General features: G+C 69.0%; 18 protein-coding genes. 5 read left to right on the top strand and 13 right to left on the bottom strand.

Features of this window, described 5'->3' with window-relative positions:
- Positions 1-49 precede the first annotated feature (49 nt).
- Entirely contained in the window at positions 50-2,923 is a 2,874-nt protein-coding gene (locus SK803_RS30100; RefSeq protein ID WP_319969512.1) for an NACHT domain-containing protein, read from the top strand.
- Here SK803_RS30100 and SK803_RS30095 read toward each other — a convergent pair.
- Both SK803_RS30095 and SK803_RS30090 read right to left on the bottom strand, forming a co-directional pair.
- Positions 2,913-3,725, bottom strand: a complete 813-nt coding sequence (locus SK803_RS30095; RefSeq protein ID WP_319969511.1) for a DNA/RNA non-specific endonuclease — start codon at positions 3,723-3,725, stop codon at positions 2,913-2,915. The two genes, SK803_RS30100 and SK803_RS30095, sit on opposite strands and share 11 nt — an antisense overlap.
- Before the next feature lie 81 nt (positions 3,726-3,806).
- Positions 3,807-4,259: a COG4315 family predicted lipoprotein gene (locus SK803_RS30090; protein WP_319969510.1), complete on the bottom strand. Its 453-nt coding sequence runs from the start codon at positions 4,257-4,259 to the stop codon at positions 3,807-3,809.
- Positions 4,260-4,423: 164 nt separating this feature from the next.
- On the opposite strand from SK803_RS30090, the gene SK803_RS30085 reads away from it, so the two are divergent.
- Positions 4,424-5,671 (top strand): CHRD domain-containing protein, encoded by a 1,248-nt coding sequence (locus tag SK803_RS30085; protein ID WP_319969509.1) that lies wholly within the window; start codon positions 4,424-4,426, stop codon positions 5,669-5,671.
- 326 nt (positions 5,672-5,997) lie between these two features.
- Here the strand turns inward: SK803_RS30085 and SK803_RS30080 are convergent, their stop codons facing one another.
- Genes SK803_RS30080 through SK803_RS30070 form a run of 3 tightly spaced genes read right to left on the bottom strand, consistent with a single transcriptional unit; the run spans position 5,998 to position 8,287 of the window.
- Positions 5,998-7,326, bottom strand: a complete 1,329-nt coding sequence (locus tag SK803_RS30080) for a SulP family inorganic anion transporter (RefSeq protein WP_319969508.1) — start codon at positions 7,324-7,326, stop codon at positions 5,998-6,000.
- Positions 7,327-7,338: 12 nt separating this feature from the next.
- Positions 7,339-7,914, bottom strand: coding sequence for a carbonic anhydrase (locus SK803_RS30075; protein ID WP_319969507.1), 576 nt, complete (start codon positions 7,912-7,914; stop codon positions 7,339-7,341).
- Positions 7,915-7,972: 58 nt separating this feature from the next.
- On the bottom strand, positions 7,973-8,287 hold the full coding sequence (locus SK803_RS30070) for a hypothetical protein (protein ID WP_319969506.1): 315 nt from the start codon (positions 8,285-8,287) through the stop codon (positions 7,973-7,975).
- A 250-nt stretch (positions 8,288-8,537) separates the two neighbouring features.
- On the opposite strand from SK803_RS30070, the gene SK803_RS30065 reads away from it, so the two are divergent.
- Together SK803_RS30065 and SK803_RS30060 are read left to right on the top strand one after the other, a co-directional pair.
- Complete coding sequence (locus tag SK803_RS30065) at positions 8,538-12,134, top strand: nSTAND1 domain-containing NTPase (RefSeq protein WP_319969505.1); 3,597 nt, start codon at positions 8,538-8,540, stop codon at positions 12,132-12,134.
- 10 nt (positions 12,135-12,144) lie between these two features.
- Complete coding sequence (locus SK803_RS30060; protein WP_319969504.1) at positions 12,145-13,050, top strand: phosphate/phosphite/phosphonate ABC transporter substrate-binding protein; 906 nt, start codon at positions 12,145-12,147, stop codon at positions 13,048-13,050.
- Here SK803_RS30060 and SK803_RS30055 read toward each other — a convergent pair.
- The 5 genes from SK803_RS30055 to dctA form a co-directional block, all read right to left on the bottom strand.
- A complete protein-coding gene (locus tag SK803_RS30055; RefSeq protein ID WP_319969503.1) occupies positions 13,040-13,462 on the bottom strand; it encodes a hypothetical protein in 423 nt (140 codons plus the stop codon). The two genes, SK803_RS30060 and SK803_RS30055, sit on opposite strands and share 11 nt — an antisense overlap.
- Positions 13,459-13,875 (bottom strand): hypothetical protein, encoded by a 417-nt coding sequence (locus SK803_RS30050; protein WP_319969502.1) that lies wholly within the window; start codon positions 13,873-13,875, stop codon positions 13,459-13,461. The genes SK803_RS30055 and SK803_RS30050 overlap by 4 nt, the downstream gene beginning before the upstream one ends.
- An 89-nt stretch (positions 13,876-13,964) precedes the next feature.
- Positions 13,965-15,470 (bottom strand): glutamate synthase subunit beta, encoded by a 1,506-nt coding sequence (locus SK803_RS30045; protein WP_319969501.1) that lies wholly within the window; start codon positions 15,468-15,470, stop codon positions 13,965-13,967.
- Entirely contained in the window at positions 15,463-19,986 is a 4,524-nt protein-coding gene (gltB, locus tag SK803_RS30040) for a glutamate synthase large subunit (RefSeq protein WP_319969500.1), read from the bottom strand. The genes SK803_RS30045 and gltB overlap by 8 nt, the downstream gene beginning before the upstream one ends.
- A gap of 554 nt (positions 19,987-20,540) precedes the next feature.
- Complete coding sequence (gene dctA / locus SK803_RS30035) at positions 20,541-21,890, bottom strand: C4-dicarboxylate transporter DctA (RefSeq protein WP_319969499.1); 1,350 nt, start codon at positions 21,888-21,890, stop codon at positions 20,541-20,543.
- Positions 21,891-22,001: 111 nt separating this feature from the next.
- On the opposite strand from dctA, the gene SK803_RS30030 reads away from it, so the two are divergent.
- Positions 22,002-22,901: a TAXI family TRAP transporter solute-binding subunit gene (locus tag SK803_RS30030; RefSeq protein ID WP_319969498.1), complete on the top strand. Its 900-nt coding sequence runs from the start codon at positions 22,002-22,004 to the stop codon at positions 22,899-22,901.
- Here SK803_RS30030 and SK803_RS30025 read toward each other — a convergent pair.
- Genes SK803_RS30025 through lgt form a run of 3 tightly spaced genes read right to left on the bottom strand, consistent with a single transcriptional unit; the run spans position 22,870 to position 25,980 of the window.
- Positions 22,870-24,243, bottom strand: coding sequence for a sensor histidine kinase (locus SK803_RS30025; RefSeq protein ID WP_319969497.1), 1,374 nt, complete (start codon positions 24,241-24,243; stop codon positions 22,870-22,872). The two genes, SK803_RS30030 and SK803_RS30025, sit on opposite strands and share 32 nt — an antisense overlap.
- 48 nt (positions 24,244-24,291) lie before the next feature.
- Positions 24,292-24,954, bottom strand: coding sequence for a response regulator transcription factor (locus SK803_RS30020; RefSeq protein WP_319969496.1), 663 nt, complete (start codon positions 24,952-24,954; stop codon positions 24,292-24,294).
- A 3-nt stretch (positions 24,955-24,957) separates the two neighbouring features.
- The gene (gene lgt, locus SK803_RS30015) at positions 24,958-25,980 is read right to left on the bottom strand and encodes a prolipoprotein diacylglyceryl transferase (protein WP_406601600.1); all 1,023 of its coding nucleotides are present in this window, start codon (positions 25,978-25,980) and stop codon (positions 24,958-24,960) included.
- Positions 25,981-26,068 lie beyond the last annotated feature (88 nt).

Genomic DNA, 26,068 nt, shown 5'->3' with positions numbered 1-26,068 from the left:
GCTGGTGAAGTCCGGCCGGCCGCGGTGATCACGAGCTGATACTGGACGGGTGGCCGATCCGTTTTCCGCCGGACTGCTGATGGTGCTGGAGACCGTGCTGGAGCGCGTGCTGCTCGGTCTCTTCGACGTGATGCACAAGGGCGCCAGGAACAAGAAGCGCCAGCGTGAGCTGACCAGGCCGGGACCGCTGGTCGAGCGAGTGAGCGCCGAGCTTGCCCGCGGCGAGCTGAGCGCGGTCGAGCAGCACGAGTGGCAGGCCGCCGTGGACGCGGTGCGCGAGTCCATCGAGGCGTCGCTGCCGTTGCGCGAGGACGAGGCGCTGCGGGTGATGCTGACGCCGGAGTCGCTGCGGACTTACGTGCTGTCCAGGTCGGAGAAGATCCGTCGGGCGGCGGGCCTGTCCGACCACGCGTCGGCGGTCTACGACGCGGTGCTGATGCGGGTCTGCGGTGCCGTCGTGGAGCTGGTGTGGTCGCAACCGGAGTACGCGCGGCGGCTCGCGGTGGAGATGTTCCGGATCAGTCGCTCGACCGCGGACGCCGTGGCGCGCCTCGCCGACCAGCAGCAACTGGCCCTGACCTCGTCACATCGTGACTTCGAGGACCGTTATGCCGACCAGGTCGCGCACTCGCTGGGCGGGCTGGAGCTGTTCGGGGTGTCGCGCGGGCGGGCGCCACGGCGGCAGTCGTTCGACAGCTCGTACGTGTCGCTGGCGGTCGCACGGGTCGGGGACACCGACGAGCTGACCGGCGCGGGACTGCCGGTGGCGGCGGCGCTTGCGGACGCGACTCGGGTGCTGATCAGGGGTGGTGCGGGCGCGGGCAAGACGACGTTCCTGCGCTGGCTCGCGATGAACGCGCTGGGCGAGACGCGGACCTCGGGCAACGAGTGGCTCGGGCTGGTGCCGTTCTTCGTGCCGCTGCGGCAGTACACGGCGCTGCCGAAGCCGGAGGAGTTCATCTCGTCGACCGCCTCGATGATCGAGGAGGAGAAGCCCGCGGGATGGGTCACCGCGCGGCTCAAGGAAGGGCGCGCGCTCGTCCTCGTGGACGGCGTGGACGAGCTGGTGTGGGAACGGCGTGCCGAGGCACGATTGTGGCTCGAACAGCTCGTGAACGCCTATCCGGAGGCGCGGTACGCGATCACCACCCGCCCGGCGGCGGTGCCCGAGGACTGGCTGGAGGACGTCGGCTTCACCGCGTTCGACCTGTTGCCGTTGAGCGACAAGGGTGTGCGCGACTTCGTGGAGGCCTGGCACACCGCGGCCCGCGACGAGCCGGGGCTGACCCGGGACGCGCGGGTGTGGCTGACCGAGTGCGAAGCTCGGCTGGTGGCGACGCTCGCGAAGCGGCCGGACCTGCGGCGGCTGGCGTCGAGCCCGTTGCTCGCCGGGTTGCTGTGCGCGTTGCACCAGGACCGGAACATGCACCTTCCGCGCGATCGGCGGTCGCTGTACGAGGCGGCGCTGGACCTGTTGCTGGTGCGGTGGGACGAGGACCGCGGGCTGGCGCTGCCGTCGTTCTCCAAGGAGGAGCAGCTCGTTCTGCTGCAACGGTTCGCGTACTCGTTGGTGCGCAACCGGGAGCTGATGGTGCCGCGAGAGGAAGCCGTGCACCGGCTCGGGAACGCGATGCGCGGGTTGCGGTCGCACGACATCGACGCGGACGACGCGATGCAGCGGTTGCTCGAACGGGCCGGGTTGCTGCGCGAAGTCAGCCAGGACCGCGTGCAGTTCGTGCACCGGACGTTCCGCGACTACCTGGCGGCCAAGGAGGTCGTCGACGCCGGCGACCTGAACCTGTTGGTGGACAGGGCACATCTCGACGAGTGGCACGACGTCGTGGTGATGGCCGTCGCACACGCCCGGCCGCGCGAACGAGCCCGCGTGCTGATGGACCTGTTGGCGGGCAACGACGACACGCGCAAGGACGAGCGCGGCCGGGACAAACTGCGGCTGCTCGCGCTGGCGTGCCTCGAACAGGCCGACGTGATCGAACCGGAGACGGCACGGGCGCAGGTCACCCAGGCCGCGGCCTCGCTGATCCCGCCGAAGAGCTTCGCGCACGCCGACGCGCTGGCCGAGGCCGGTTCGTTCGTGGTCGACCTGCTGCCAGGGCCCGAGGCCGCGGGAAACACGGCCGAGGCCGCGTACATCGTGCGGACGCTGGCCAACATCGGCGGCGAGGGCGCGTGGGAGCGGATCGCGGAGTTCGTCGCGGTGGATCACGTGATGGTCATCGACGAGCTGCTGCGGGCGTGGCGGAACACGCCGGACGCGGAGAAGTACGCCAGGGCCGTGCTGTCCAAAGTGGACTTCGGTGACCGGCGGGTCGACGTGCGGGGCTGGCACCGGATCCAGTTCATCATGCACCTGGAGAGGCTGCGGCACGTGCGGTGCATCGGCAACATCAACCCGCTCGACCCGCTGGGCGCCATGCCGTCGCTGCACCGGCTGGAGCTGTGGCAGAACGAGGTCATGCGTGACCTCTCGCCGCTCGCGGAGTCCCGGTCGCTGAAGGAGCTGCACCTGAGCCGGTGCCGTCCGCTCGGGCGGATCGACCTGACCCCGGTGAAGGACCTCGACGAACTGCACCTGCACTTCAGCCGCGTCGATCTCGCGTCACTGGCCGGCGGCCTGGTGCGGCGGCTGCAGATCCGCGACTCGGCACTCGACGACGGGCTGGGCGCGTTGCCGCGGCTGCCCGCGTTGCGCGAGCTGGCGATCGACCACCGCCCGCCCTACTCACTGGCGGGGCTGGAACGGTGGCCGACCGTTCTGGTGCTGGAGGTGTTCGGCGTGCCGGCCGCGGACGACCTGCGCGTGCTGCCGAGGCTCGAACACGTCGTCGTGCACCAGCCGGAATCCCTGGCCCGGCTGGAGGAGCTCCGTCAGGAACTACCAGGGGTCCGCATCACCACCTGATGTCGGAGAGGCTGTCCAGCGGCTTGCGTTCGGACTCGTCGAGCAGCTGCACCGACGCGGTGTCGGCCGCGTGCAGCTCGGCCGGGAAGGTGAAGCTCACGCGCTTCTCCAGCTCGGCCACCGACACCTGGAACACGCGGAACTCGTCCAGGTCCAGCGCCTCGGCCAGGACGAGGTTCTGCGTGAGCAGGAACGCGCTGCAACGCAGCTCGCCGTCCACCACGAACGCGATCGCCTTGTAGAACTCACGCGGGATCGGGACGCTGCGGAACACCCTGTCGTCGGCGTTGAAGACGGGGCCGCCGTAGACGCTGACCTTCAGGTTGTCGACGTCGACGTCCGAGAGCACGGCGTCCTCGAGCCGGCCCCAGAGCCCTTCCTTCGTGCTCTGGTTGAAGTCGTCCATCTGCGGCGTGATGTTCGTGAAGAAGAACGAGTCCTTGTTCGCCTTCTGCGCCTCCGCCTTCGGGCCCCAGCACAGGTCGGCGCGCCGGGCGAGGTGGCCGCGGTCGAGCCTGTTGTCCCGGTAGAGCTCGTCGCCGGTCTGGAACTCGGCCGGGATCCTGGGGTCCTTGATGAAAGGGATGTTGCTGCGGCTCAGGGCTTTCATCTCGCCGCCGTCGATGTTCCACGCGACCCAGATCGCGAACTTGCGCGACTTGCTCTGCGCGAGCGAGAAGTGCGTGTAGTCGATCGTGGTCGAGCCGGCGAGCTCGACCGCGTCGTCGGCCCCTGACTCGGTCAGCACCGGGATCCCGGCGGCGGTGCCGAGGAACTTCGCGTCAAAACCTGCGCTGGTCATGTGTCGCCCCCTACTGGCTCATCTTCTGGGTCGACACATCTCATCGGACCGTTAGCCGGATACACCCGAACGGCCCAGTGTTCATCCGCTCTTCTTGACCAGTTTGCCGTCCGGGGCGATCGCGAACCACTCGTCGTCGACGCCCTGGCCGTTCAGGTCACCGGGCACCTGGTCTCCCACGTAGTAGTAGAGCGGCCACTTTCCGTAAACGGCCTGTGAGCTCTCCTCGACCTGCGAGACCAGGCTCGTGTCGGCACCTTCCTTGGCATCCACTTTGGACTGTGCGGTGAGCGCGGGCCACACGGCGATGCAGTCGGCGTCGCACGCGCTGGACTTGTTCTCATCCTTGGTGAACGCGTAGAGCGTCCGTCCCGTTTGGTCGACCAGGACCGGCCCGAGTTCGGTCTGCGCGATCTTCACCTCGGCCTTGACCGGCACCTCCTGCTGCGAGTTCTGTTGCGGCGCCTCGTTTCCGCAGGCAGCGAGGCCCGCAAGCAGAACCGGAAGCAGCAGAATCCCCATACGTGCACGCATCTTCGTCTCCAATGTGGTCGTCCCTGTTCCGGCGTCTACACGTACCGAGACGTCGTTCGGTTCACCAACGAACTTGTTGAACCGAATCCGATCCACATCCGTGTTGGTGGCGTCGGGTCCGCCAGACCCCCCGACTCCCACTGAGGAGCCTTGGAGTACATCCCATGTCTGCCAACAAAACTGTCGCTGCCGCATGCCTTCTGGGCGCCGCGGCCGCACTGGGTGTCGTGACGCCGGCGTCCGCTGCCCAGGACGCCGTGACCGTGAAGATCACCAACCAGGCCGGTTACGAGGCCACGTTCTGCGCCGCCGACGTGCTGGAAGGTCGTTGCCTGGACGGCGCGAAGAAGGGCGAGTCGCGCACGTTCACCGTGAAGCCCGGCAAGGGACCGATCGAGGTCCGCGTGGTCGTCAAGAACGGCGGCTCGGCGTTCCAGAACTTCACCCCTGACGGCGCCACGCTGAACATCGACGCAGGCGGTTCCGCCGACAAGCCGACCGCCACGAAGGCCGCGGGTCACGGCGGTGAGCACGGCGGCCACAACCCCGCGCCCACCACCCCGGCGCCAACGCAACCCGACCAGGGCAAGCCCGCTCCCGCGCCGGTCAAGGGCAAGCCGATGTTCTTCTCGGCCGACCTGGACGGCAAGCAGGAGGTCCCGACCCCCGGCGGTCCCGCCGTGGGCGACGCGGACGGTTCGGCCAAAGCACTGGTCGAGGTCCGCGGCGACCGCGTGACGTTCGCGGTCGAGTGGAAGAAGACCGCCCAGCTCACCCTCGGCCACATCCACCAGGGCGCGGCCGGCCAGAACGGCCCGGTGAAGGTCAACCTCTTCACCACCCCGATGCCGGAGACGCTGTCCGCGGCCGCCGGCCAGACCGTGATCGACCCGAAGCTCGCCGACGACATCCGCAAGAACCCGGCCGGTTTCTACGTCAACCTGCACAGCACCGACCGGCCGGGCGGCGCCGTCCGCGCCCAGCTCAAGCCGCTCGGCAAGCAGGTCAACCCGCTCGACATCATCAAGGGCGGCAAGCTCCGCGCGTTCTCCAACGGCGCGCAGGAAGTGCCCGTCGCGGGCGGCCCGGAGGTCGGCGACCCGGACGGCCAGGCCGTGACGTTCGTGCGGCCCAACGGCACCGGCGTCGACTTCTCGCTGGCGTGGGTGAACATCGACGCCCCGACGCTGGGCCACGTCCACCAGGGCGCCAAGGGCGTCAACGGCCCGGTGAAGATCACGTTCTTCGGCACGGCCGTCCCGAACGGTGTGTTCGCGGTGTCCGGCACCGTCGGCGGGGTCGACCAGGCCGCGCTCGACGCCCTGAAGAAGGCTCCGAAGGACTTCTACTCGAACGTCCACACGGCGGCGTTCCCCGGTGGAGCCGTTCGCGGGCAGTTCACGAGCCACTAAGTGCTGTGTCCGTCGGCCTTTGCCCCGTATTTCGACGGTCAGACGGGTGCATCGTGGTGCCGGCCCCGCGTCCTCATATTGGACATGTGGGGGCGCGGGGCCGGTGCCGCGAGGCGCCCTGCTGAGCGCCGGAAGACGCGGTGAAGGCCGGCGGTCACAGCACTACAGCCAACTGAATGGAGGTGCCGCGGCCGCGACCCCCACGGCCGCGGCACCGTTCTAGTCGGCCCGTACCGCGTGTGGTCCTGTCATCGCCGCTTCGCGATGATGGACTTCACGACTCACGTCACCCCCCGCGGGGGTTGTCTTCAGCCTCGCGTGCGCGGCTACCTGCCGACCAGCTCGACGGTCCTGCCCGCCCGGCGCGACTCGTCCACCCACTGGTCGATGGCCTGCCCGCAGGCCTGATCGAGGTGCCGGACCCCGCTCAGATCCATCCGGACGTGCTCCCGGTCGACCCGGTCCAGCGCGTCCAGCAACCGGGGCAGCCGCAGGAAGGTCGCGTTGCCGCGCAGCGCGACCCCGTCCGGCGTCATCACCACCGACAGCCGCGACACGTCCCAGGCCGTCTTGACCACCGCGGTCAGCAACCCGACCAGCGTGCCGGTCAGCAGATCCGTGGCCACGATGAGCCCGGCGGTCAGGACGAGGACGAACCCTTCGGCCTTGTCCGTGCGCCACAACGCGACCAAGTCGCGCAGTCCGAGCAGCTTCCACCCGGCGTGCACCAGCACCGCGGCCAGCACGGCCACCGGGATCAACGTCAGCAAGCCCGGCAGCAGCACCACGAACAGCAGCAGCCAAACACCGTGCAGCACCCGGGAAACCCGAGTCCGCGCCCCAGCCGACACGTTGGCCGCGCTGCGCACGATCACCGCGGTCATGGGCAACGCGCCGAGCAGGCCGCAGATCGTGTTGCCCACGCCCTGCGCGACCAGTTCACGGTTGTAGCGCGTGCGCGGCCCGTCGTGCATGCGGTCGACGGCGGCGGCGCTGAACATGCTCTCCGCCGAGGCGACCAGCGCGAACACCACCGCGGTGCCGATGACTCCGGTGTCCAGCAACGAGAAGTTCGGCAGATGGACGTCCGCGGACAGCGTGCCGACGGAGATCCGGTCCACCGGTGAGGCAAAAACCGAGGCCAGCGCGGTGCAGACGACCACGCCCACGAGCACGCCCGGCACGACGCGCAGCGGAGTTCGTTGCCACAGCAGCATGATCACGACGGTCAGCAACCCGAGAGCCAACGCCACCGGGGAGACCACCAGATGCTTCAGCTGCCCGAACACCAGCACCAGCCCGATGCCGGCCAGCATGCCCTGCACCACGGACGGCGAGATCGCGCGGAACCACCGTCCGCCCCTGGCTAAGCCCAGCAGGATCTGCAACAGTCCGGCGCCCAGGACGATCACGCCCAGGGCCTGGATCCCGTGCTTGCCCACGGCGTCCGCCACCAGCACCGTCAACCCGGCGGCCGGTCCGCTCACCTGCATCGTGCTGCCCGGCAGGAGGCCGACGACGATGCCGCCGACCACGCCGGTCACGATGCCCAGCTCGGCCGGCACCCCGGACGCCACCGCCACGCCAACGCACAGCGGCAGCGCCACGAGGAACACGACGACCGATGCGCCGAGATCGGCCCAATACTTCTTCATCACGAAAAACCCTTACAGCGGAAGGAAGGCGTGCTCGGCGCAGGCGGAGACCTCACCGGTCTCGATGTCGTAGAACCAGCCGTGCACGCGCAACGAACCTTCCGCCACGCGCTGAGCGACGAACGGGTACTCCAGCAAGATCCGCAGCTGCGTCCGGACGTGGTCCTGCCCCTCCGCGCGCATCCCGGGGTCGTCCGACTTCCTCGGCCTCTGCCGTGGCCGCAACCAGCCGCGCATCGCGGGCAGGTGGTCGATCGCGGCGCCGTTCAACCCCGCGACCGCGCCGCAGTGCGAGTGGCCGCAGACGACGATCTCGCTGACCCCGAGCTGCAGTACCGCGAACTCGATCGTGGCCATCTCGCTGGACGGCGCGGTCAGCGAGTACGGCGGGATGACGTTGCCGGCGGTGCGCAGTTCGAAGAGCGAACCCGGTTCGGCACCGGTGATCTCGGCCGTCACGATGCGCGAATCGGCGCACGTGATGAACATCGTCGTGGGCTGCTGACCGGCCGCAAGACGTTGGCCTGCCGCACGGGAACGCGACTTGGCGTGTGCGCGGGCATGCTGAACAAAGCGATGGAAGTCCATGGGAATCCCTCACTGCTAAGGAAAAAGTGTTCGGTTCAGATCGGGAGGTGGGGACCGATCAGTTCCGGAACACCTGCAGCGCAGGGGGTGTGCGCCAAACCACTATCGGTTCGGCGGCGGACACGAGCACAACTCCGCCCAACAGACGGGGAACGAGCGCCATCACCGCGGACGGCCTGGTCAGCTTGGACACCCGCTCGACGGCGGCGACCTTGAGGCGCAGCCGGCTCGTCTCGCGCTCCTCGCGGGGCGCTTCCTCCTTGGGCGCGGAGGTCTTCGACTTCGGTGGCGGTGCGCCGATCGACACCGGCGTGACGGCCGGGGCGAGCACTGCGCACAGGGCGATGACGACAGCCAGCAGAACGCTGCGCATGCTCACCTCCCCCAACCGAGTTGATCTACGACTATCAGTTTCGCCCGAACTGGACAACCTTCGCGATATACGAGACGTAGTTCGCCCGTATCCAGCGCCAGGTTCACCCGAAAGAGATTCCGGTTTCACGGAAACGTATGTATGCAGCGAGTGACCTTCGTGCGTTGGAGATGTGCCAACAAGTGGACAACCGGTACCCGTCCCCTGCGTGCTCTGCACAATCGGTGACCGACTGTCGAAGGAGGCCGTCGTGGCGAGGGTTTTCATCAGCCACGCGACGCCGGATGTGGCGATCGCGACACAGGTCCGTGACTGGCTCGACCACGACCACGAAACTTTTCTGGAAGTTCATCCCGAGGACGGAATCCAGGTCGGCGAGGCCTGGCGGGAACGCCTGCACGACGAGCTGCGCAAGGCGGACGCCGTGGTCTGCGTCGTCAGCTCGGCGTCGATCGCGTCGAGCTGGTGCACGGCCGAGGTGGCCATCGCGGACGCCCTGGGCTGCCTGCTGCTGCCCGTGCAGACGGAAGGCGTCATCCACCCGTTGATCGGGCACCTGAACCACATCCCGCATTCCACCGCGCGGGAGCATCTGGAGAAGGCGTTGCGGCAGTTCGACGCCGGTGGCCGCAAGCTCGCGAAGGACCAGGAACCGTTCCCCGGCCTGGACGCGTTCACCACGTCCCTGAGCGCCGTGTTCTTCGGCCGCGACCAGGAAACCCGCGCGCTGGCCCGCAAGGTGCGCCGCGGCCCCGGCCTGCTGACCGTCGTCGGACCGTCCGGCTGCGGCAAGTCGTCGCTGGTCAGGGCCGGTCTTCTGGCCCAGCTGGCGGACGACCCGCGCTGGCTCGTGATGCCGCCGTGGCTGCCGGGCAACGACCCGCTCGACGCGCTCTCCCGCGCGGTGCGCAAGACCGCCGAACGCGCCGGGCACGACTGGTCGCTGCAGGAGGCGCGGGACCGGCTCGTCCTCGACGGGCTGCACGGCGTCGCACAGGAGCTGGTCGACGAGGACCGCAGGCTGCTGATCACCATCGACCAGGCCGAGGAACTCTTCACCAGGGCCGGCGAGAAGGACCGCCAGGTGCTGGCGAACCTGCTCCGCGAAGGGCTCGGCGACAGCGTGCGGGTGATCGCCACGCTGCGGTCGGAGTTCCTCGACGACCTGCGGGCGTTGCCCGAGCTGGGCGGCGTGCACATCGGCAGCTACGTGCTGGCACCGCTCGCGCGCGAGGTGCTGAACGTCGTGATCACCGGACCTGCGAAGGTGGCGGGGCTCAAGGTCCACCCGGAGCTCGTCGCGCAGCTCGTCGAGGACACCGCGAGCGGCGAAGCTTTGCCGTTGCTCGCGTTCACCTTGCAGCACCTCGCGATGAACGTGCCACGCGGCGGCACGTTGTCCAGCGAACGGTACGAGAATCTCGGTGGCGTGCACGGCGCACTCGCCCGGCACGCCGACGACGTGCTCGACAGCGCCGTCTCCGAAACCGGTCTGTGCAGGGAGGAACTGCTCTCCCGGCTCGCGGCGCTGGCCACGCTCGACCTCACCGGCAGGCCGACCCGCAAACGCGTCAACCTGGCCCAGGTCGACGAGACCGCGCAGAAGGCGCTGGAGGTGTTCGTCCGGCACCGCCTGCTCACCGCGAGCGGCGACAAGCAGGGCCGGTGGATCGGGGTGGCGCACGAGGCGTTGTTCACCGAGTGGCGGCCGCTGCGGAGCGCGATCGACGAGCGGCAGATCGGCCTGCGCGCGGCCCAGTCGGTCGAGCTGGACGCCTCGCAGTGGATCGAGGGTGCGAGCGCGGATCACCTGCTGCTCAACGAGGACACGTTCGCCGCGATCGAACCGCTGGTGTCCGACGACGACCTCACCCCGGACGCCCGCAGGTATCTCGCCACGAGCCGCGTGCGGATCCGTGCGCTGCAAGGACAACGCCGTCGCGACCGCAGGCGGACGGTCAGCTGGCTGGCGGTGTTCCTCGCGGCCGCTGTCGGCGCGGCGGGACTCGCGGCGATCCAGTGGCGCACGGCCAGCGTCGAACGCGACACGGCGACAGCGCGCGCACTCGTCGCGCAGGCCCAGGTCGCGCGCAACTCCTCACCACAGCTCGCGTTGCGCCTCGGGATGGCCGCGCATGAGTTGGCACCGAGCTCGGACACCAACACCGAGCTGGTCAACACGTTGCTCACCACGCGGTACGGCGGTTCGTTCGGCGAGACCGTGTCCGCCGTCGCGTTCGGTCCCACCGGGCACACGGCCGTCGTCGGCAGCACGGACGGCACGGCGAGCCTGTGGGACCTCACCGACAAACCACGACGGCTGACCCGCTGGACCGGCAGCGGTGCGGCGATCACGTCCGTGGCGCTGTCCGCCGACATCGCGGCCATCGGCAGCTCGGACGGCTCGGTGCTGGTGCAGGGCACCGGAAAGTCGTCGCGGCAGCACCGCCTGCCGCCAGGGCCGCCGGTGACCTCGGTGGCGTTCGACCGCACCGGAACGCTGCTCGCGATCGGCCGCTCGGACGGCACCACGGCGCTGTGGTCGGTCGTTCTCTGGCCGACGCCGCTCGGTGAGCCGTTCAAACGCCAGGGCGTCGGGGTGTCGTCCGTGGCGTTCTCCGGGTCGAAGATCGCGACCGGCAGCCACGACGGAACCGTGGTGGTGTGGGACATCACCGACCCTTCGCACCCGGTCGCGGGCGAGCCGCTGACCGACCACGTCCGCAAGGCGGTGACGGCGGTGGCGTTCAACGGCGACGGCACGCTGCTGGCCACCGGTGGTTCGGACGGCGTGACGACGTTGTTCCGGCTCGCCGACCGGACCCACACCCGGATACCCGGCCACAGCGGAGTCGTCTCGTCGGTCGCCTTCTCCCCCGCTTCCTCGGTGCTGGCCGCCGGAAGTCACGACGCGACCACGGTGCTGTGGGACATCAGCTCGCCGTCGCAGCCACGGCAGCTCGGCGATCCGTTGGTGGGACAACGAAGTGCGGTGTCGTCGCTCGCGTTCTCCCCGGACGGGCTGCGGCTCGTGACCGGCAGCCCGCACAGCCCGGCGATCGTGTGGGAGATGGCCGACCGGCCGCGGCGGATCGGCCTGCCGCTGACCGGGCACGGCATGCTGGTGAAGTCCGTGGCGTTCGAGGACGGCAACACGCTCGTCACCACCGGCTCGGACAACCGGCAGATCCGCTGGGACGTCGGCTATCCGCAGCAGCCGCGCAGGATCAGCGAGGGAACCGCGGCCTCACGGCTGTACTCGCTGGCCCTGCACGGCACCATGGACGCCACCGCCGGCTCCGGCAACACGGTCGTGCTGTGGGACATCTCGACCCGCAAGCCGATCGGCAAACCGTTGACCGGCCACAACAACAGCATCAGCGCGGCCGCGTTCTCGTTCGACGGCAAGGTCCTCGCCGCGGGCAGCACCGACGGCACCACGATCCTCTGGAACATCGCCGACCCCGGTCACCCGCTGCCGATCGGCCAGCCGCTGGGCCAGAACAAACAGGTCACCGCGCTGGCGTTCAGCCCGGACGGCACCAAACTGGCGGCCGGCACGTCGACCGGCAGCACGCTCGTCTGGGACGTCACCGACCCGAACCAGCCCCGCCAGGTAGGCCGCCAGCTGGACGGCCACCGCATGACCGTGAACTCCGCCGCCTTCGCCCCCAACGGCACCGTGCTGGCCACCGCGGGCTCGGACGGCACCACCGTCCTGTGGGACATGGCGTTGCTCGACAACGCGGTGGCCCGCGCCTGCGCCGTCGCCGGTGGTGGCCTCAGCCCCCTCGAATGGCGGCAGTACCTCCCGGCCCTGGCCTACCGCGACACCTGCGCCCGTTAGGAGACCAGCGATGAAACGCCTGATTCCGTTGCTACTGCTGCTCGCCGCGTGCTCACCGCCGCCTCTCGAGGCCGCCTCCGCACCGGAAACCCTGGTGTTCAGCGGCATTCCCACCGCCAGCTCGATCACGACCCAGCAGACGTTCCTGCCGATCGTGAACATGCTGCGCCGCGAGACCGGCGTGGAAATCCGCGTGCAGGAACCAACCACCTACGAAGCACTCATCAACGGCATGCGCGACGGCTCGATCGACATCGGCGCGTTCGGCCCGCAGTCCTACGTGGTGGCCCGCGAACGAGGCGCCCGCATCACCCCGATCTCCGCGCAGGTGAAGGAAAAGGGCGCCGCGCCGTCGTACCGCGGCTTCGGCTTCACCCACGCCGAGTCAGGCATCGCCGCACTCCAGGACCTGCGCGGCCGCAAGGTCTGCTACGCCGACCGCATGTCCACGTCCGGCTACCTCTACCCGAACGCGGCGCTGCGGGAGATCGGCCTGGATCCCTTGCACGACACCGTGCCGGTGTTCACCACCGGCCACGAGGCCACCGTGCTCGCCGTCGCCAACAAGCAGTGCGACGCGGGCTTCGCGTTCGACGAGATGGTCGACCGGCACCTCGTCGAACGCGGCCAGATCCAGCCCGGTCAGCTGACGAAGATCTGGACGTCGGGCCCGATCCCCGGCGCGCCGCTCGCGGTGGCGGACGACCTGCCGGAACCGCTGCGGCAGCGGATCGTCTCGGCTCTGCAGACGAAGGCGACGGCGGATTACCTGCGGGCCAACGGGTTCTGCCAGGGTGAGTGCCCGGTCGGGGACGCCACGGCGTGGGGATACGCGAAGGTGGACGACTCGTTGTACGAGCCGGTGCGGGCGGCGTGCCGGCGCGTCGGCTGGGAGTCGTGCATGCCTAGCGCTTGATGCCGAACTTCTCCTCGACCATCCGCCAGAACGCGGGCACGGCCTCCCCGACCGGGTGCTGCTGGATCTCCTGGCGCCCGTCTTTGCGCCTCTTACGTCCGAGAAACGTCAACGCGAAGCAACCCTCGTCGACCGGTGCCTGCGACGACGGCGAGATCACCTTGATCGTCTCGTAGAACCCGTTCGTCACGTCCATCGACACCACGACGAGGTCGTGCATCGACGTCGTCACGCCCAGGCGATCCGCCACGCCGCTCTCAAGAACGCTCGCGACGACGTCCCGCATGTACTGGTGCGACGCGAATCCTTCGTTCCCCCGGCGCAGCTCGTCGAACCACTCGGCCACGTCCTCCCAGGTCCGGCCTCGGAACTCGCCCTGGATCAACGCGAACGCGGACACGAACCCCTTCATCGCCGAATGCCGTACTTCTCCCCGACCACGTCCCAGAACGCTTCGACCGCGTCCTCGACCAGGTACTGCCGGTACTCGCGACGGCGGCCGTTGAAGAAGGCAAGCCCCATGTGGCCGCGCAGGAGTGGGTAGTTCGCGGGCGAGACGACCAGGATCGTCTGGTACTCGCCGGCCTCGTCACCCGCCGGATGGATCAGGAGGTCGTGCATGGACGTGCTCACGAGCAATCGGTCCGACACTCCGCTCGAGAGGACGCTGTCGACGATCTCCACCATGTGCCGGTATTCGGCAACCCAGCCGGCCGACCCCGTGACGTACCTATCCCGCCACGTGCTGCCGACCCAGCCCCATCCTTTGTCGTGGAACACACCGCTGCCACCCACGTACGGCCAACCCACGTCGTCGTCGCGCATGCGGAACACGCTAGAGAAAGGCGAACGCCCCGCGCGACTCCGTTGTCGCGCGGGGCGTCATGCTGCTCTCCGCTGATCTGACCCCGTTGTCACACCACAGCGAGCGGAAGCTGGTTCGGAATAACCGGCGACGGCAGGTTCGAGGAACCCGTGAGGAAGCTGTCCACGGCGTTGGCCACGGACCGGCCCTCCGCGATCGCCCACACCACAAGCGAAGCACCGCGGTGTGCGTCGCCGCAGACGAACACGCCGGGCGCGCTCGTCTGCCAGTCGGAGCCGCACGAGATCGTGCCGCGCTGCGAGAGGGAAATGCCCAGATCGTCGAGAAGCCGCATGTGCTGGACACCCTCGAAGCCGATCGCCAGCAGCACCATGTCCGCGGGCAGCATTTCGACCTCGTCGGACAGCGGCACCACGGAACGGCGGCCGGACGAGTCCTTCTCGACGCGCACCTGCTGCAGTTCGATGAAGCGCACGTGGCCGTCGTCGTCGCCCACGAAGCGGCGGACCGCCACCGTGAAGCGGCGTTCACCGGCCTCTTCGTGTGCCGGGTAGGTGCGCAGGATGTGCGGCCACACCGGCCACGGCGAGCGGTCGTCGTCGCGCACCGACGGCGGCATCGGGTACTGGTCCAGCTGCGTCACGGACAGCGCGCCCTGGCGGGTCGCGGTGCCGTAGCAGTCGGCGCCCGTGTCGCCACCGCCGATGACGATGACGTGCTTGCCCTCGGCAGAGATCGCGGACGGGCCGTCGCCCTCGACGGCGCGGTTCGCGGGGACCAGGTGGTCCATCGCGAGGTGCACGCCCTTGAGTTCACGTCCCGGGGTGGTCTTGTCGTCGCGGCCGCGCAGGGCACCTACGGCCAGCACGACCGCGTCGAACTCGGCGCGCAGCTGTTCGACCGTGATGTCGACGCCGACCTCGCAGCCGGTCACGAACTTGGTGCCCTCACGGCGCAGCTGGGACAGGCGCCGGTCGAGGACCTTCTTCTCCATCTTGAACTCGGGGATGCCGTACCGCAGCAGCCCGCCAAGACGGTCATCCCGTTCGTACACCACGACTTCGTGGCCCGCCCGGGTCAGCTGCTGGGCGGCGGCCAGTCCGGCGGGACCGGAACCGACGACCGCGACGCGCTTGCCGGAGGACACGGTCGCCTGGGCCGGCTGCACGTAGCCGTTCTCCCACGACATGTCCGCGATGGTCTCCTCGACCCGCTTGATCGCGACGGCACCACCGGCGTCGTGCGAGATCGACAGCACGCAGGCTGCCTCACACGGCGCCGGGCACAGACGACCCGTGAACTCCGGGAAGTTGTTGGTGGCGTGCAGGCGGTCCGAGGCGAGCTCCCAGTCGCCGCGGCGCACCAGGTCGTTCCACTCGGGGATCAGGTTCCCGAGCGGGCAGCCCGCGGTGCCGCTGTGGCAGAAGGGAATGCCGCAGTCCATGCACCGCGTGGCCTGCGTGCGGACGGCCTTGTTGCGCTCGGCCGGCTCCTCGTGGAGGTAGACCTCGTTCCAGTCCTGCAACCGTTCCGGCTTCGGACGCTTCGGCGCGTCGGAGCGGGAGTACTTCATGAAACCCTGTGGATCAGCCACGAGACGCCTCCATGACAGCCGCGTCAACATCCCGGCCCTCGGCGCGGGCGAGGCGCATGGCCTCGAGAACGCGCTGGTAGTCGCCGGGCATGACCTTCGTGAACGCACCGGCTCGCCGAGTCCAGTCACCGAGCAGCGAGGCAGCGACGGCAGAGCCGGTGTGCTCGTGGTGCTTGGTGACGGCGTCCTTGAGCCAACGCAGGTCCTCGGCGCTGAGGCGCTGCAGATTGACCATCTCCTGGTTCACCGACAACGGGTCCAGGTCGAGCACGTACGCGATGCCGCCGGACATGCCGGCCGCGACGTTGCGACCGGTCGGCCCGAGCACCACGGCCCGGCCACCGGTCATGTATTCGAACGCGTGGTCGCCCACGCCCTCCGCCACCAGCAGGGCGCCGGAGTTGCGGACGCAGAACCGCTCACCGACGCGGCCGCGCAGGAAGATCTCGCCGGACGTGGCGCCGTAGCCGATCACGTTGCCCGCGATGACCTGGTCCTCCGCCCGGAACGGCGCGTCATCGAACGGCCGGACGATGATCCGCCCGCCGGACAGGCCCTTGCCGACGTAGTCGTTCGCGTCGCCGACCATCTCCAGCGTGATGCCGCGCGGCAGGAACGCGCCGAGCGACTGGCCGGCCGACCCGGTGAGCTTCACCCGGATCGTGTCGTCCTCCAGGCCCTCGCCGCCGTAGCGGCGGGTGACCTCGGCGCCGAGCAGCGTGCCGACCGTGCGGTTGACGTTGCGGACCGGCAGCTCCAGGTTGACCTGGTGCGCGTCCTCCAGCGCCGCCTCCGCGAGCTGGATCAGCGTGCGGTCCAGGGCCTTGTCCAGGCCGTGGTCCTGGTCGCGGATCTTGCGCTTCGCGGTCGGGTACGGGGTTTCCGGCACCTCGAACACCGGGTCCAGGTTCAGGCCCTCGGTCTTCCAGTGCTCGATCGCGTCGTCCTTGTCGAGCAGCTCCGCGTGCCCGACGGCCTCGTCGATCGTGCGGAAACCGAGCTCCGCCAGCAGTTCCCTGGCCTCCTGCGCGATGAACTCGAAGAAGTTCACGACGTGGTCGGCCTGGCCGGTGTAGCGGGCGCGCAGGTCGGGGTTCTGCGTGGCGACGCCGACCGGGCACGTGTCGAGGTGGCAGACGCGCATCATCACGCAGCCCGCGACGATCAACGGTGCCGTGGCGAAGCCGAACTCCTCCGCGCCGAGCAGAGCGGCCACGACGACGTCACGGCCAGTGCGCAACGCGCCGTCGACCTGGACGGTGATGCGGTCGCGCAAACCGTTGAGCAGCAACGTCTGCTGGGTCTCGGCGAGACCGATCTCCCACGGCGTTCCGGCGTGCTTCAGCGAGTTCATCGGCGAGGCGCCGGTGCCGCCGTCGTAGCCGGAGATCAGCACGACGTCCGCGTGCGCCTTGGCGACACCCGCCGCGACCGTGCCGACGCCGATCGACGAGACGAGCTTCACGTGAACCCGTGCTTGCTCGTTCGCGTTTTTGAGATCGTGGATGAGTTGCGCCAGATCCTCGATCGAGTAGATGTCGTGGTGCGGCGGCGGCGAGATCAGGCCCACGCCCGGCGTCGAGTGCCGGGTGCGCGCGATCCACGGGTAGACCTTGAAGCCGGGCAGCTGACCGCCCTCGCCGGGCTTCGCGCCCTGCGCCATCTTGATCTGGATGTCCGTGGAGTTCACGAGGTACTCGCTGGTGACGCCGAACCGTCCACTCGCGACCTGCTTGACCGCGGAACGCCGCTCCGGGTCGTACAGACGCTCGCGGTCCTCGCCGCCCTCGCCGCTGTTCGACCGGCCGCCGAGGCGGTTCATCGCGATGGCGAGGGTCTCGTGCGCCTCGGCCGAGATCGAGCCGTACGACATGGCGCCGGTGTTGAAGCGCTTGACGATCGAGCTGACCGGCTCGACCTCGTCGATCGGGATCGGCGTGCGGCCCTCGGTGCGGAACTTGAAGAGCCCGCGCAACGTGCCGCCCTGCCGCGAGATGCGCTCGACCTCCGCCGTGTACTGGCGGAAGACGTCCTCCTTGCGCGTCTTCGTGGCGTGCTGCAGCAGGAACACCGTCTCCGGCGTGAACAGGTGCAGTTCGCCCTCGCGGCGGTACGAGTACTCGCCGCCGACCTCGAGCCTGCGGTGCGCGCGGTCGGTCGGGTTGTCCGGGAACGCACGGCGGTGGCGCAGCGCCACTTCCTCGGCCAGCACGTCCAGGCCGACGCCGCCGAGCTTGGACTGGGTGCCGCTGAAGTACTCGTCCAGCAGGTCGTTCGACAGGCCGACCGCCTCGAAGATCTGCGCCGCGGTGTAGGCGCCGACGGTCGAGATGCCCATCTTCGACATGATCTTCAGGACGCCCTTGACGAGCGCCTTGACGTAGTTGCGGATCGCCTTGTGGGCCCGCACGCCGGTGATGGCGCCCTGGCCGATCAGGTCCTCGATCGTCTCGAACGCGAGGTACGGGTTCACCGCGGCGGCGCCGTAGCTCAGCAGCGCGGCGACGTGGTGGACCTCGCGGCAGTCACCGGACTCGACGACGAGGGCGACACGCAGACGTTCCTTGGTGCGCACCAGGTGGTGGTGCACCGAGGAGACGAGCAGCAGCGACGGGATCGGCGCCATCCGGTGGTCGGAATCGCGGTCGCTCAGCACCAGCGTGCGAGCACCGTTCGCGATGGCCTCCGACGCCTCGCGACGCACGCGCTCGATCGCCGCCGCGAGCGCCTCGCCACCGCCGTCCACTTCGTACAGTCCGGACAGGACGGTGCAGGCGAAGCCCGGCAGGTCGCCGTCGTCGTTGATGTGGATGAGCTTGGCGAGCTCGTCGTTGTCGATGACCGGGTAGTCCAGCGTCACGTGGCGGCACGAGACGGGGCCGGGGTCGAGCAGGTTCTGCTCGGGACCCATCACGCGCTTGACGGACGTGACGATCTCTTCGCGGATCGCGTCCAGCGGCGGGTTCGTGACCTGCGCGAAGTTCTGCACGAAGTAGTCGTAGAGCAACCGGGAACGCTGACTGAGCGCCGCGACCGGGGTGTCCGTGCCCATCGAGGCCAGCGGCTCCATGCCCATGATCGACATGGGCGTGAGCAGGATCCGCAGCTCCTCCTCGGTGTAGCCGAAGGTGAGCTGGCGGCGCACGACGGACTCGTGGCTCTGCACCACGTGCTCGCGGTCCTGCAGGTCGGCCAGGTCGAGCAGGCCGGCGTGCAGCCACTCGTCGTAGGGCGACTCCGAGGCGAGCCCCGACTTGAACTCGTCGTCGTCGACGATGCGGCCCTGGGTGGTGTCCACCAGGAACATGCGGCCCGGCTGCAGGCGGCCCTTCGCGACCACCTGGTCGGACGGCACGTCGAGCACACCGGTCTCGGACGCCAGCACGACGCGGCCGTCGGCGGTCTGCCACCAGCGGGCGGGGCGCAGGCCGTTGCGGTCGAGCACCGCGCCGACGAGCTCGCCGTCGGTGAACGTGACGCAGGCGGGTCCGTCCCACGGCTCCATCAGGCTCGCGTGGAACTGGTAGAACGCCCGGCGCTTGGGATCCATCGTGGCGTGGTTCTCCCACGCCTCCGGGATCATCATCAGCACGGCGTGCGGCAGGCTGCGGCCACCGAGGTGCAGCAGCTCCAGCACTTCGTCGAACGACGCCGAGTCCGACCCCTCTGGGTCGCAGATCGGGAACAGCCGCGCGAGGTCACCGGGGATGAGATCGCTGTCCAGCAACGCCTCACGGGCGCGCATGCGGTTGCGGTTGCCGCGCACGGTGTTGATCTCACCGTTGTGCGCGACGAACCGGAACGGGTGCGCCAGCGGCCACGAGGGGAAGGTGTTCGTGGAGAAACGGCTGTGCACCAACGCGATCGCCGTGTACAGGCGCTCGTCGTGCAGGTCGGGGAAGAACGCCGGCAGCTGCTCGGTCGTCAGCATTCCCTTGTAGACGATCGTGCGCGCGGACAGCGACGGGAAGTAGACGCTGCCCTCGTGCTCGACCCGCTTGCGCAGGCAGAAAGCCAGGCGGTCCAGTGCGACACCGGCCTCGTCGCGGGTGCCCTTCACGAACAGCTGCGCGAAGTGCGGCGCCACGGAAAGCGCCGTCGGGCCGACGTTCGCCTTCTCCGGGTCGACCGGAACATCACGCCAGCCGAGAACAACGAGGTTCTCCTCTTCGGCAATGCGTTCGATCTGCTGCATTGCCTCAGCACGTTCTTCGGCCTCAAACGGAAGGAATGCGATTCCGGCCGCGTAATGACCACGTTCCGGAAGATCGAACTCGGCCACAGCACGCAGGAACTCGTCCGGCAGCTGAAGCAGGATGCCAGCACCGTCGCCCGAGGTGGGCTCGGCGCCGGCGGCGCCGCGATGCTCCAGGTTGGCAAGCGCGGTAAGTGCATCGACAACGATGCCGTGGGAACGCCTGCCCTGGATGTCGGCCACCATGGCGACGCCGCACGCGTCGCGCTCATCCTTGGGGTCGTAGAGACCCTGGGGGCCGGGGATGGCGGAGAAGATCACTGCGCAGACCTCCTTCGTCGTCCTCGCTAAAGAACAAAGTCCTCGTGCTCAGACCTCGAACCAACAGGTGGGAGCACGGGACGACGATGGCCCGCGTGTTGACGCGACTTTAACAGCCGCGAAACCCAGGGACACCCGCCAATGGGTGATCTAGGTCATGGAAGCGTAACGATTTCCCAGCGCTGAGCGACATTGCAGCGGACGTCAGGCTTCGTTACGGCTGAGTTAGCGTAACCGAACGTTCAACATCAGCCAGGCTGATGAGAGTTGCGTGACATTCACGTGTTGACAGCGCATCCGCTGGGTATCCCGCCGTTTTGGCTGTTCACACGGCTGCCGTCCCAGTTAGCGGACGCTCACTCGCCACCGACCGCAACCGCCTGACCACTGTCCACTCCGGTTGTTCACGGTCAAAAGACCATCAGGGCAGCGAAAAGACCGAGGTCCCCTTCTCGCCGCGCCGCATGCGGGGAGAAGGGGACCTCGGCATTCATGGAGCTCGAGGGTCTCGTGGCCGGAGGCGGGAAGAGACGCCTCCGGCCACGGACGTTCCTCTAGTGGGCGGCCGCGGCCTTGTCCGACTCGGCGTGCTGCTTCTCCAGCAGGTCGTCGACGTCGACCAGGTCCGGGTTGTCCAGCACCTCGTTCAGGCGCTCCTTGTCGAGCCCCTTCTGCCAGGCGGCGACGACCAGCGAGCCGACACCGTTGCCGATCACGTTGGTGATGGCGCGGGCCTCCGACATGAAGCGGTCGATGCCGACGATCAGCGCGATGCCGACCGCGGGGATGGCCGAGTGGGCCTCGAAGGCCTGCAGCGAGGCCGCCAGGGTGACCAGGCCGGCGCCGGTGACGCCCGCCGCGCCCTTCGACGCGATCAGCATGAACAGCAGCAGGCCGATCTGCACACCGATCGAGACGTCGTGACCGGTGGCCTGGGCGATGAAGATCGCGCCCATGGTCAGGTAGATGCAGGTGCCGTCGAGGTTGAACGAGTACCCGGTCGGGATGGTGAGACCCACGACCGACTTCTGCGCTCCCGCCGCCTCCAGCTTGACCATCATGCGCGGCAGCACCGACTCGCTCGACGACGTGCCGAGCACGATCAGGATCTCGTCCTTGATGTAGCGCAGGAACTTCAGGAGGCTGAAGCCCGCGATCCGCGCCACGATGCCGAGCACGACGACGATGAACAGCAGACAGGTGGCGTAGAAGGAACCCATCAGCCACAGCAGCTTGCCGAGGATGCCGCCACCGAACTTGCCGACCGTGTAGGCGATACCGCCGAAGGCACCGATCGGCGCCGCGTACATGACGATCTTGATGATGCCGAACATGACCTTGGACAGGGTCTCCATCGCGGAGACGACCTTGGCACCGCGCTCGCCCATGCCCGCCACGGCGACGGCCACGAGGATCGCGACGACGAGGACCTGGATCAGCTGTCCGTCCGTGAACGCGCTCACGAACGACTTCGGCACCAGACTCAGGATGAAGCCGGTGACACCGGTCTCCGCGGTCGACGCCGACTTCAGCGTGGCTTCGGCGGCGGACTCGTTCAGCGCGATCGCACCGCCCTGGTGACCCGGCGCCACGATGTTCACGACGAGGAGACCGATGGCGAGTGCCACCGTCGTCATCGCGGTGAAGTAGAGAATCGTCCTGAGCGCGAGCCCGCCCGCCTTGGCGAGGTTGCCGAGGCCCGCGATGCCGACGATGATCGTCGCGAAGATGGTCGGCGCGATGACGACCTTGACGAGGTTGACGAACAGGTCCGCGAGCCACTTCATCTCGGACGCCTGCTTGGGGAACAGGAAGCCGACGGCCGCGCCGAGCACGATGGACACCAGCACCCAGAAGTAAAGGTGCTTGTAGATCGGTTTGCGGCCTGTTGTGGTGGTCGCCACGGTTCCTCCTTGAACTTCGCGTTGGGTAGGAGAGTGAGCCGCGCCACCGAGCGCAACAAGCCGACGCACGGAAACTTCAGACAGCCCTGACGTAACAGCTAGGCTTCGCTCGTGTCGCTCAGCCGTCGCACACTTCTGCTAGGGGCCGGCCTGGCTCTGGCAGGGTGCACCCAGCGCAGGGTCGAGGCACCCGCCGAACTGGTGCTCGCGACCGGGCCAGAGGGGGCCGTTTTCCGCGAGGTCGGAGGCGCTCTGGCCGCCGCGCTGGCCGAACAGCTGCCGGACACGAAGGTGATCGCGATCCCGACCGCGGCCTCGGTGGAGAACCTGCAGCTGCTGCGCTCCGGTGACGCGCAGCTCGCGCTGTCCTCTTTGGACCCCATCGACGACCCGCAGAGCGTCCGCGCGGTCGGGCGGCTCTACGACAGCTTCATGCAGATCGCGGTGCCGGCGGGATCGCCGATCCAGACGTTCCGCGACCTCGCGGGCAAGCGCATCTCCTTGGGCCCGACGGGTTCCGGCACGGAGTTCACCGCGATGCGGATGTTGAAGGCGTTCAACGTGTCCGCAATGGACGAACGCATGGCCCACTCGGAGGCGTCGCGGCGGGTCGCGAACGGCTCGCTCGACGCGATGCTCGCGCTGACCGGCATCCCGACGCCCGCGATCACCGACCTGAAGGGCGGGGTGCGGATGATCGACATCGCGGAGGAGGCCGTCAAGCTCGCCGACATGTACAAGGGCCCGTACATCCCGGCGACGATTCCCAGCACCACCTACGAGGGCGTGGCGGCGAACCGCACGTTCGCGGTGCCGAACCTGCTGCTGGCGCGCGACACGCTGAGCGCCGACGTGGTGGAGGTCGTGACGCGCACGGTGTTCACCGAAACGGCGCGGATCGTGGAGGGGCACCCGGAGGCGTCGCGGATCAACGTCCGCACCGGCATCGCCACCGGGCTCGTGCCGCTGCACGACGGCGCTATGCGCTGGTTCCGTTCAGTGAAGCGCTGAGGGAGATCCGGGCGTCCAGGCCGGGGCCGGCGTCGTGCAGGGTGAGCGTGCCGCCCGCCGACTCGATCAGCTCGGCGCAGATCGCGAGACCCATCCCGGTGCCCGCTATGTTCTGGTGCTTGGTGGCACGCCAGAACCGCTGCGGCGCCTTCTCCCGCTCCTCGTCGCTCAGGCCGTCGCCGTTGTCGATGACGTGCAGCTCGCCGGGCCTGCCGGTGAGCCGGACCTCGGTGGCGTTGGCGAGCCTCATGGCGTTGCTGACCAGCTCGTCCAGCACGCTGCCGAGCCCGCCGGGCGGCTCCTGCATGGTGAGGCCGGCCGGTACCTCGATCTTCAGCGCGATGCCGGACTTCGTCGCGAGTGCCTGCCAGGCCGGCCGGTGGGTCGCGAGCAGCTGGTCGATCTCGACGGGTTCGGTCTTGCGGGCGCTGTCGAGGCGGGTAGCGGCGAGCAGCGTGTCGAGCACGCGGCCCATCTCCTCGGCCTCCTCGACGGCGATCTCGTGCGCCTCCCGGCCGTGCTCCCCCTGCACGTGCGGCTCGAGGTTGTCGACGGCGAGCCGCAGGCTGGCCAACGGGTTGCGCAGCTGGTGCGACGCGTCGGCGACGAACGCCCGTTGCCTGTTCAGAGCCCTGCCGACGACGTCGACCATGGTGTTGAAGCTCTTCGCCAGCCGGCGGAGTTCGGGCGGCCCGCCGACCTCGTCCGCACGCACGTCGAGGTTGCCCGCCGCTACGGCCGCGGTGGCCTCGTCGAGCCTGCTGACCGGCCTGAGCACCCACCGCGACATCGGCCACGCGGCGGCGACCACGGCGAGCATCGGCGCGAGGCCGGCCAGCGCCATGAGTCCCCACTGACGCAGCACCTCGGTCCGCAGGCCACCCGTCTGCGAGATGGTCACGACCGCGGCCACGACCTCGCTGTCCCGCCCGACCGGTTCGACGACGACCATCGGCCCGGTGCGCCACGGCCAGCCCGTGTAGTCGGGTTCTGGCCTTATCCCGCCGTTCAACGCCGTGTTGAGGGCCTTCGTGACCTCGGGGTCGTTGGTGGGGTTGAACCCCAGCCGGGAGGCCAGCAGGATCCGCTTGTCCGCGCTGACCAGAGCGACCGGCACGTCGTAGAGGGCGTCGTAGCGCTGGATCTCCTGGCTCAGCGCCTCCAGCCGGTCCGACTGCAGCGCGCTCTCGCCGAGCGAGGCGAACCTGCTCGCGTCACCGAGGCGGTCGAGATAGGTGGTCTGCGTCTCGCGCTGCACCACCGCGGACGCCAGTGGGATGCCGAGCGCCGCGACCAGGGCGACGAGCAGCGGAACGGTGATGACGAGCAGTCGGCGGAGCATCGGTTCAGATTGTTCCGCACGTGCCGGTGGATGTCTCTCGGAGACTCGTCACGTGGCGAGCCGGTACCCCACGCCGCGCACCGTCTCGATCTTGACGTGCCCGCCGAGCTTCCCGCGCAGCGCCGCGATGTGGGTGTCCAGCGTCCGCGACGGCGCCTCCCAGTGCGCCTGCCACACCTGGTCCACGATGAAGTCGCGGCTGACCACCTCGCCCTTGCGGGTCGCGAGGAGGGCCAGCAGGTCGAACTCCTTGCGGGTCAGCGACAGCGGCTCCCCGTCGAGCGTGACCTCGCGCGTCGACGTGGAGAGCTGCAACGCGCCGACCTGGACCAGGACTTCGCTCTCCGGCCCTGCGCGGTGCATGCGCGTCCTGCGCAGCACCGCCTCGATCCGGGCGAGGAGCTCCGACGTCCCGAACGGCTTGACCACGTAGTCGTCGGCGCCCGCCCGCAGGCCGAGCACGCGCTCACGTTCCTCACCGCGCGCCGTCACCGTGATGACGGCGGTGCCCGGACGGTGCCGCAACTCGCGCAGCACGTCGAGGCCGTCGCCATCGGGCAGGCCGAGGTCGAGCAGCACCACGTCGGCGGGAGCGGCACGCAGCGCGTCGGCGGCCGTGGCCACCCGATGCACCTCGTAGCCGGCGTGCCGCAGCGCGGTCAGCAGGCCTCGTGCCACCCGGTCGTCATCCTCGACGACGAGCACGCGCACAGATCACTCCGGTTTGACGGACTCCGGGGAGCTCTTCTTGTCCTTCGCGTCGTCTGCTTCGTCGACGACGACGTCGGCCTCAGGCTCAGGTTCGGCGTCGACGACGGGTTCGCCGTCGGCGGGCTGCTCCACGGGCTGGTCCGTGCCCCGCAACGCCGCGACGTCCTCGCGTTCACCGCGCGACTTCGCGATGATGAAGTAGGCGACCGCACCCAGGAACACCAGCGCCGACACGAACACGTTCACACGCGTGCCGAGGATCAGCGTCGCCTCGTCGGTGCGCATCAGCTCGATCCAGAACCGCCCGGCCGTGTAGCCGGCGACGTACAGCGCGAACGTCCGCCCGTGACCCAGCCGGAACTTGCGGTCGGCCCACACGATCAGCAGCGCGACACCGAGGTTCCACAACAGCTCGTAGAGGAACGTCGGGTGCACGACCTGGATCGGCGTGTGATCGATCGCCACCCCCGCCAGCGCGTCCTCACGCCCCTCAGGCGTGACGCGACGGTAGATCTCCAGACCCCACGGCAACGTCGTGTCGCCGCCGTAGAGCTCCTGGTTGAAGTAGTTGCCGAGCCGCCCGATGGCCTGCGCCACCACGATGCCGGGCGCCAGCGCGTCCGCCATCGCGGGCAGCGGAATGCCCTTGCGCCGGCACCCGATCCAGGCGCCGACCGCACCGAGCGCGATCGCACCCCAGATGCCGAGGCCGCCGTTCCAGATCTCCAGCGCCGCGAGCGGGTTCTTGCCCGGCCCGAAGTACTTCTGGTTGTCCGTGATGACGTGGTAGAGCCGCCCGCCGACGAGGCCGAACGGCACCGCCCACACGGCGATGTCCGTCACCTCGCCCTTGATGCCGCCACGTTCGACCCAGCGGCGCTCACCCCACCAAATGGCGACGATGATGCCGGCGATGATGCACAACGCGTAGGCCCTGATGGGGAGCGGACCGAGGTACCAAACACCACGGTCTGGGCTCGGGATCGTGGCCAGGACGGCGTTCAACCCGTTCAACACGTCGCCCACCGTACCGGTGGCCCTGTGTGCGTCTCGTTCGGACGCTCGATCGTTACCCGCCCGAACCCTGCCGGTGCCGTGGGCTGGGGTTTGAGCG

This window comes from Lentzea miocenica, from assembly GCF_033949945.1.
Lineage (GTDB): Bacteria > Actinomycetota > Actinomycetes > Mycobacteriales > Pseudonocardiaceae > Lentzea > Lentzea miocenica.
The sequence above is the reverse complement of the archived record's forward strand: the minus strand, read 5'-3'. Positions and strand labels throughout refer to the sequence as shown.

Excerpts from the sequence above, each read along its gene's own strand:
- SK803_RS30080 (WP_319969508.1), bottom strand. The coding sequence starts at position 7,326 with ATGAAGAAGTATTGGGCCGATCTCGGCGCATCGGTCGTCGTGTTCCTC.
- SK803_RS30060 (WP_319969504.1), top strand. The coding sequence starts at position 12,145 with ATGAAACGCCTGATTCCGTTGCTACTGCTGCTCGCCGCGTGCTCACCG.
- SK803_RS30070 (WP_319969506.1), bottom strand. The coding sequence starts at position 8,287 with ATGCGCAGCGTTCTGCTGGCTGTCGTCATCGCCCTGTGCGCAGTGCTC.
- SK803_RS30095 (WP_319969511.1), bottom strand. The coding sequence starts at position 3,725 with ATGACCAGCGCAGGTTTTGACGCGAAGTTCCTCGGCACCGCCGCCGGG.
- SK803_RS30085 (WP_319969509.1), top strand. The coding sequence starts at position 4,424 with ATGTCTGCCAACAAAACTGTCGCTGCCGCATGCCTTCTGGGCGCCGCG.
- SK803_RS30025 (WP_319969497.1), bottom strand. The coding sequence starts at position 24,243 with ATGCTCCGCCGACTGCTCGTCATCACCGTTCCGCTGCTCGTCGCCCTG.
- SK803_RS30075 (WP_319969507.1), bottom strand. The coding sequence starts at position 7,914 with ATGGACTTCCATCGCTTTGTTCAGCATGCCCGCGCACACGCCAAGTCG.
- SK803_RS30090 (WP_319969510.1), bottom strand. The coding sequence starts at position 4,259 with ATGCGTGCACGTATGGGGATTCTGCTGCTTCCGGTTCTGCTTGCGGGC.
- SK803_RS30055 (WP_319969503.1), bottom strand. The coding sequence starts at position 13,462 with ATGAAGGGGTTCGTGTCCGCGTTCGCGTTGATCCAGGGCGAGTTCCGA.
- SK803_RS30050 (WP_319969502.1), bottom strand. The coding sequence starts at position 13,875 with ATGCGCGACGACGACGTGGGTTGGCCGTACGTGGGTGGCAGCGGTGTG.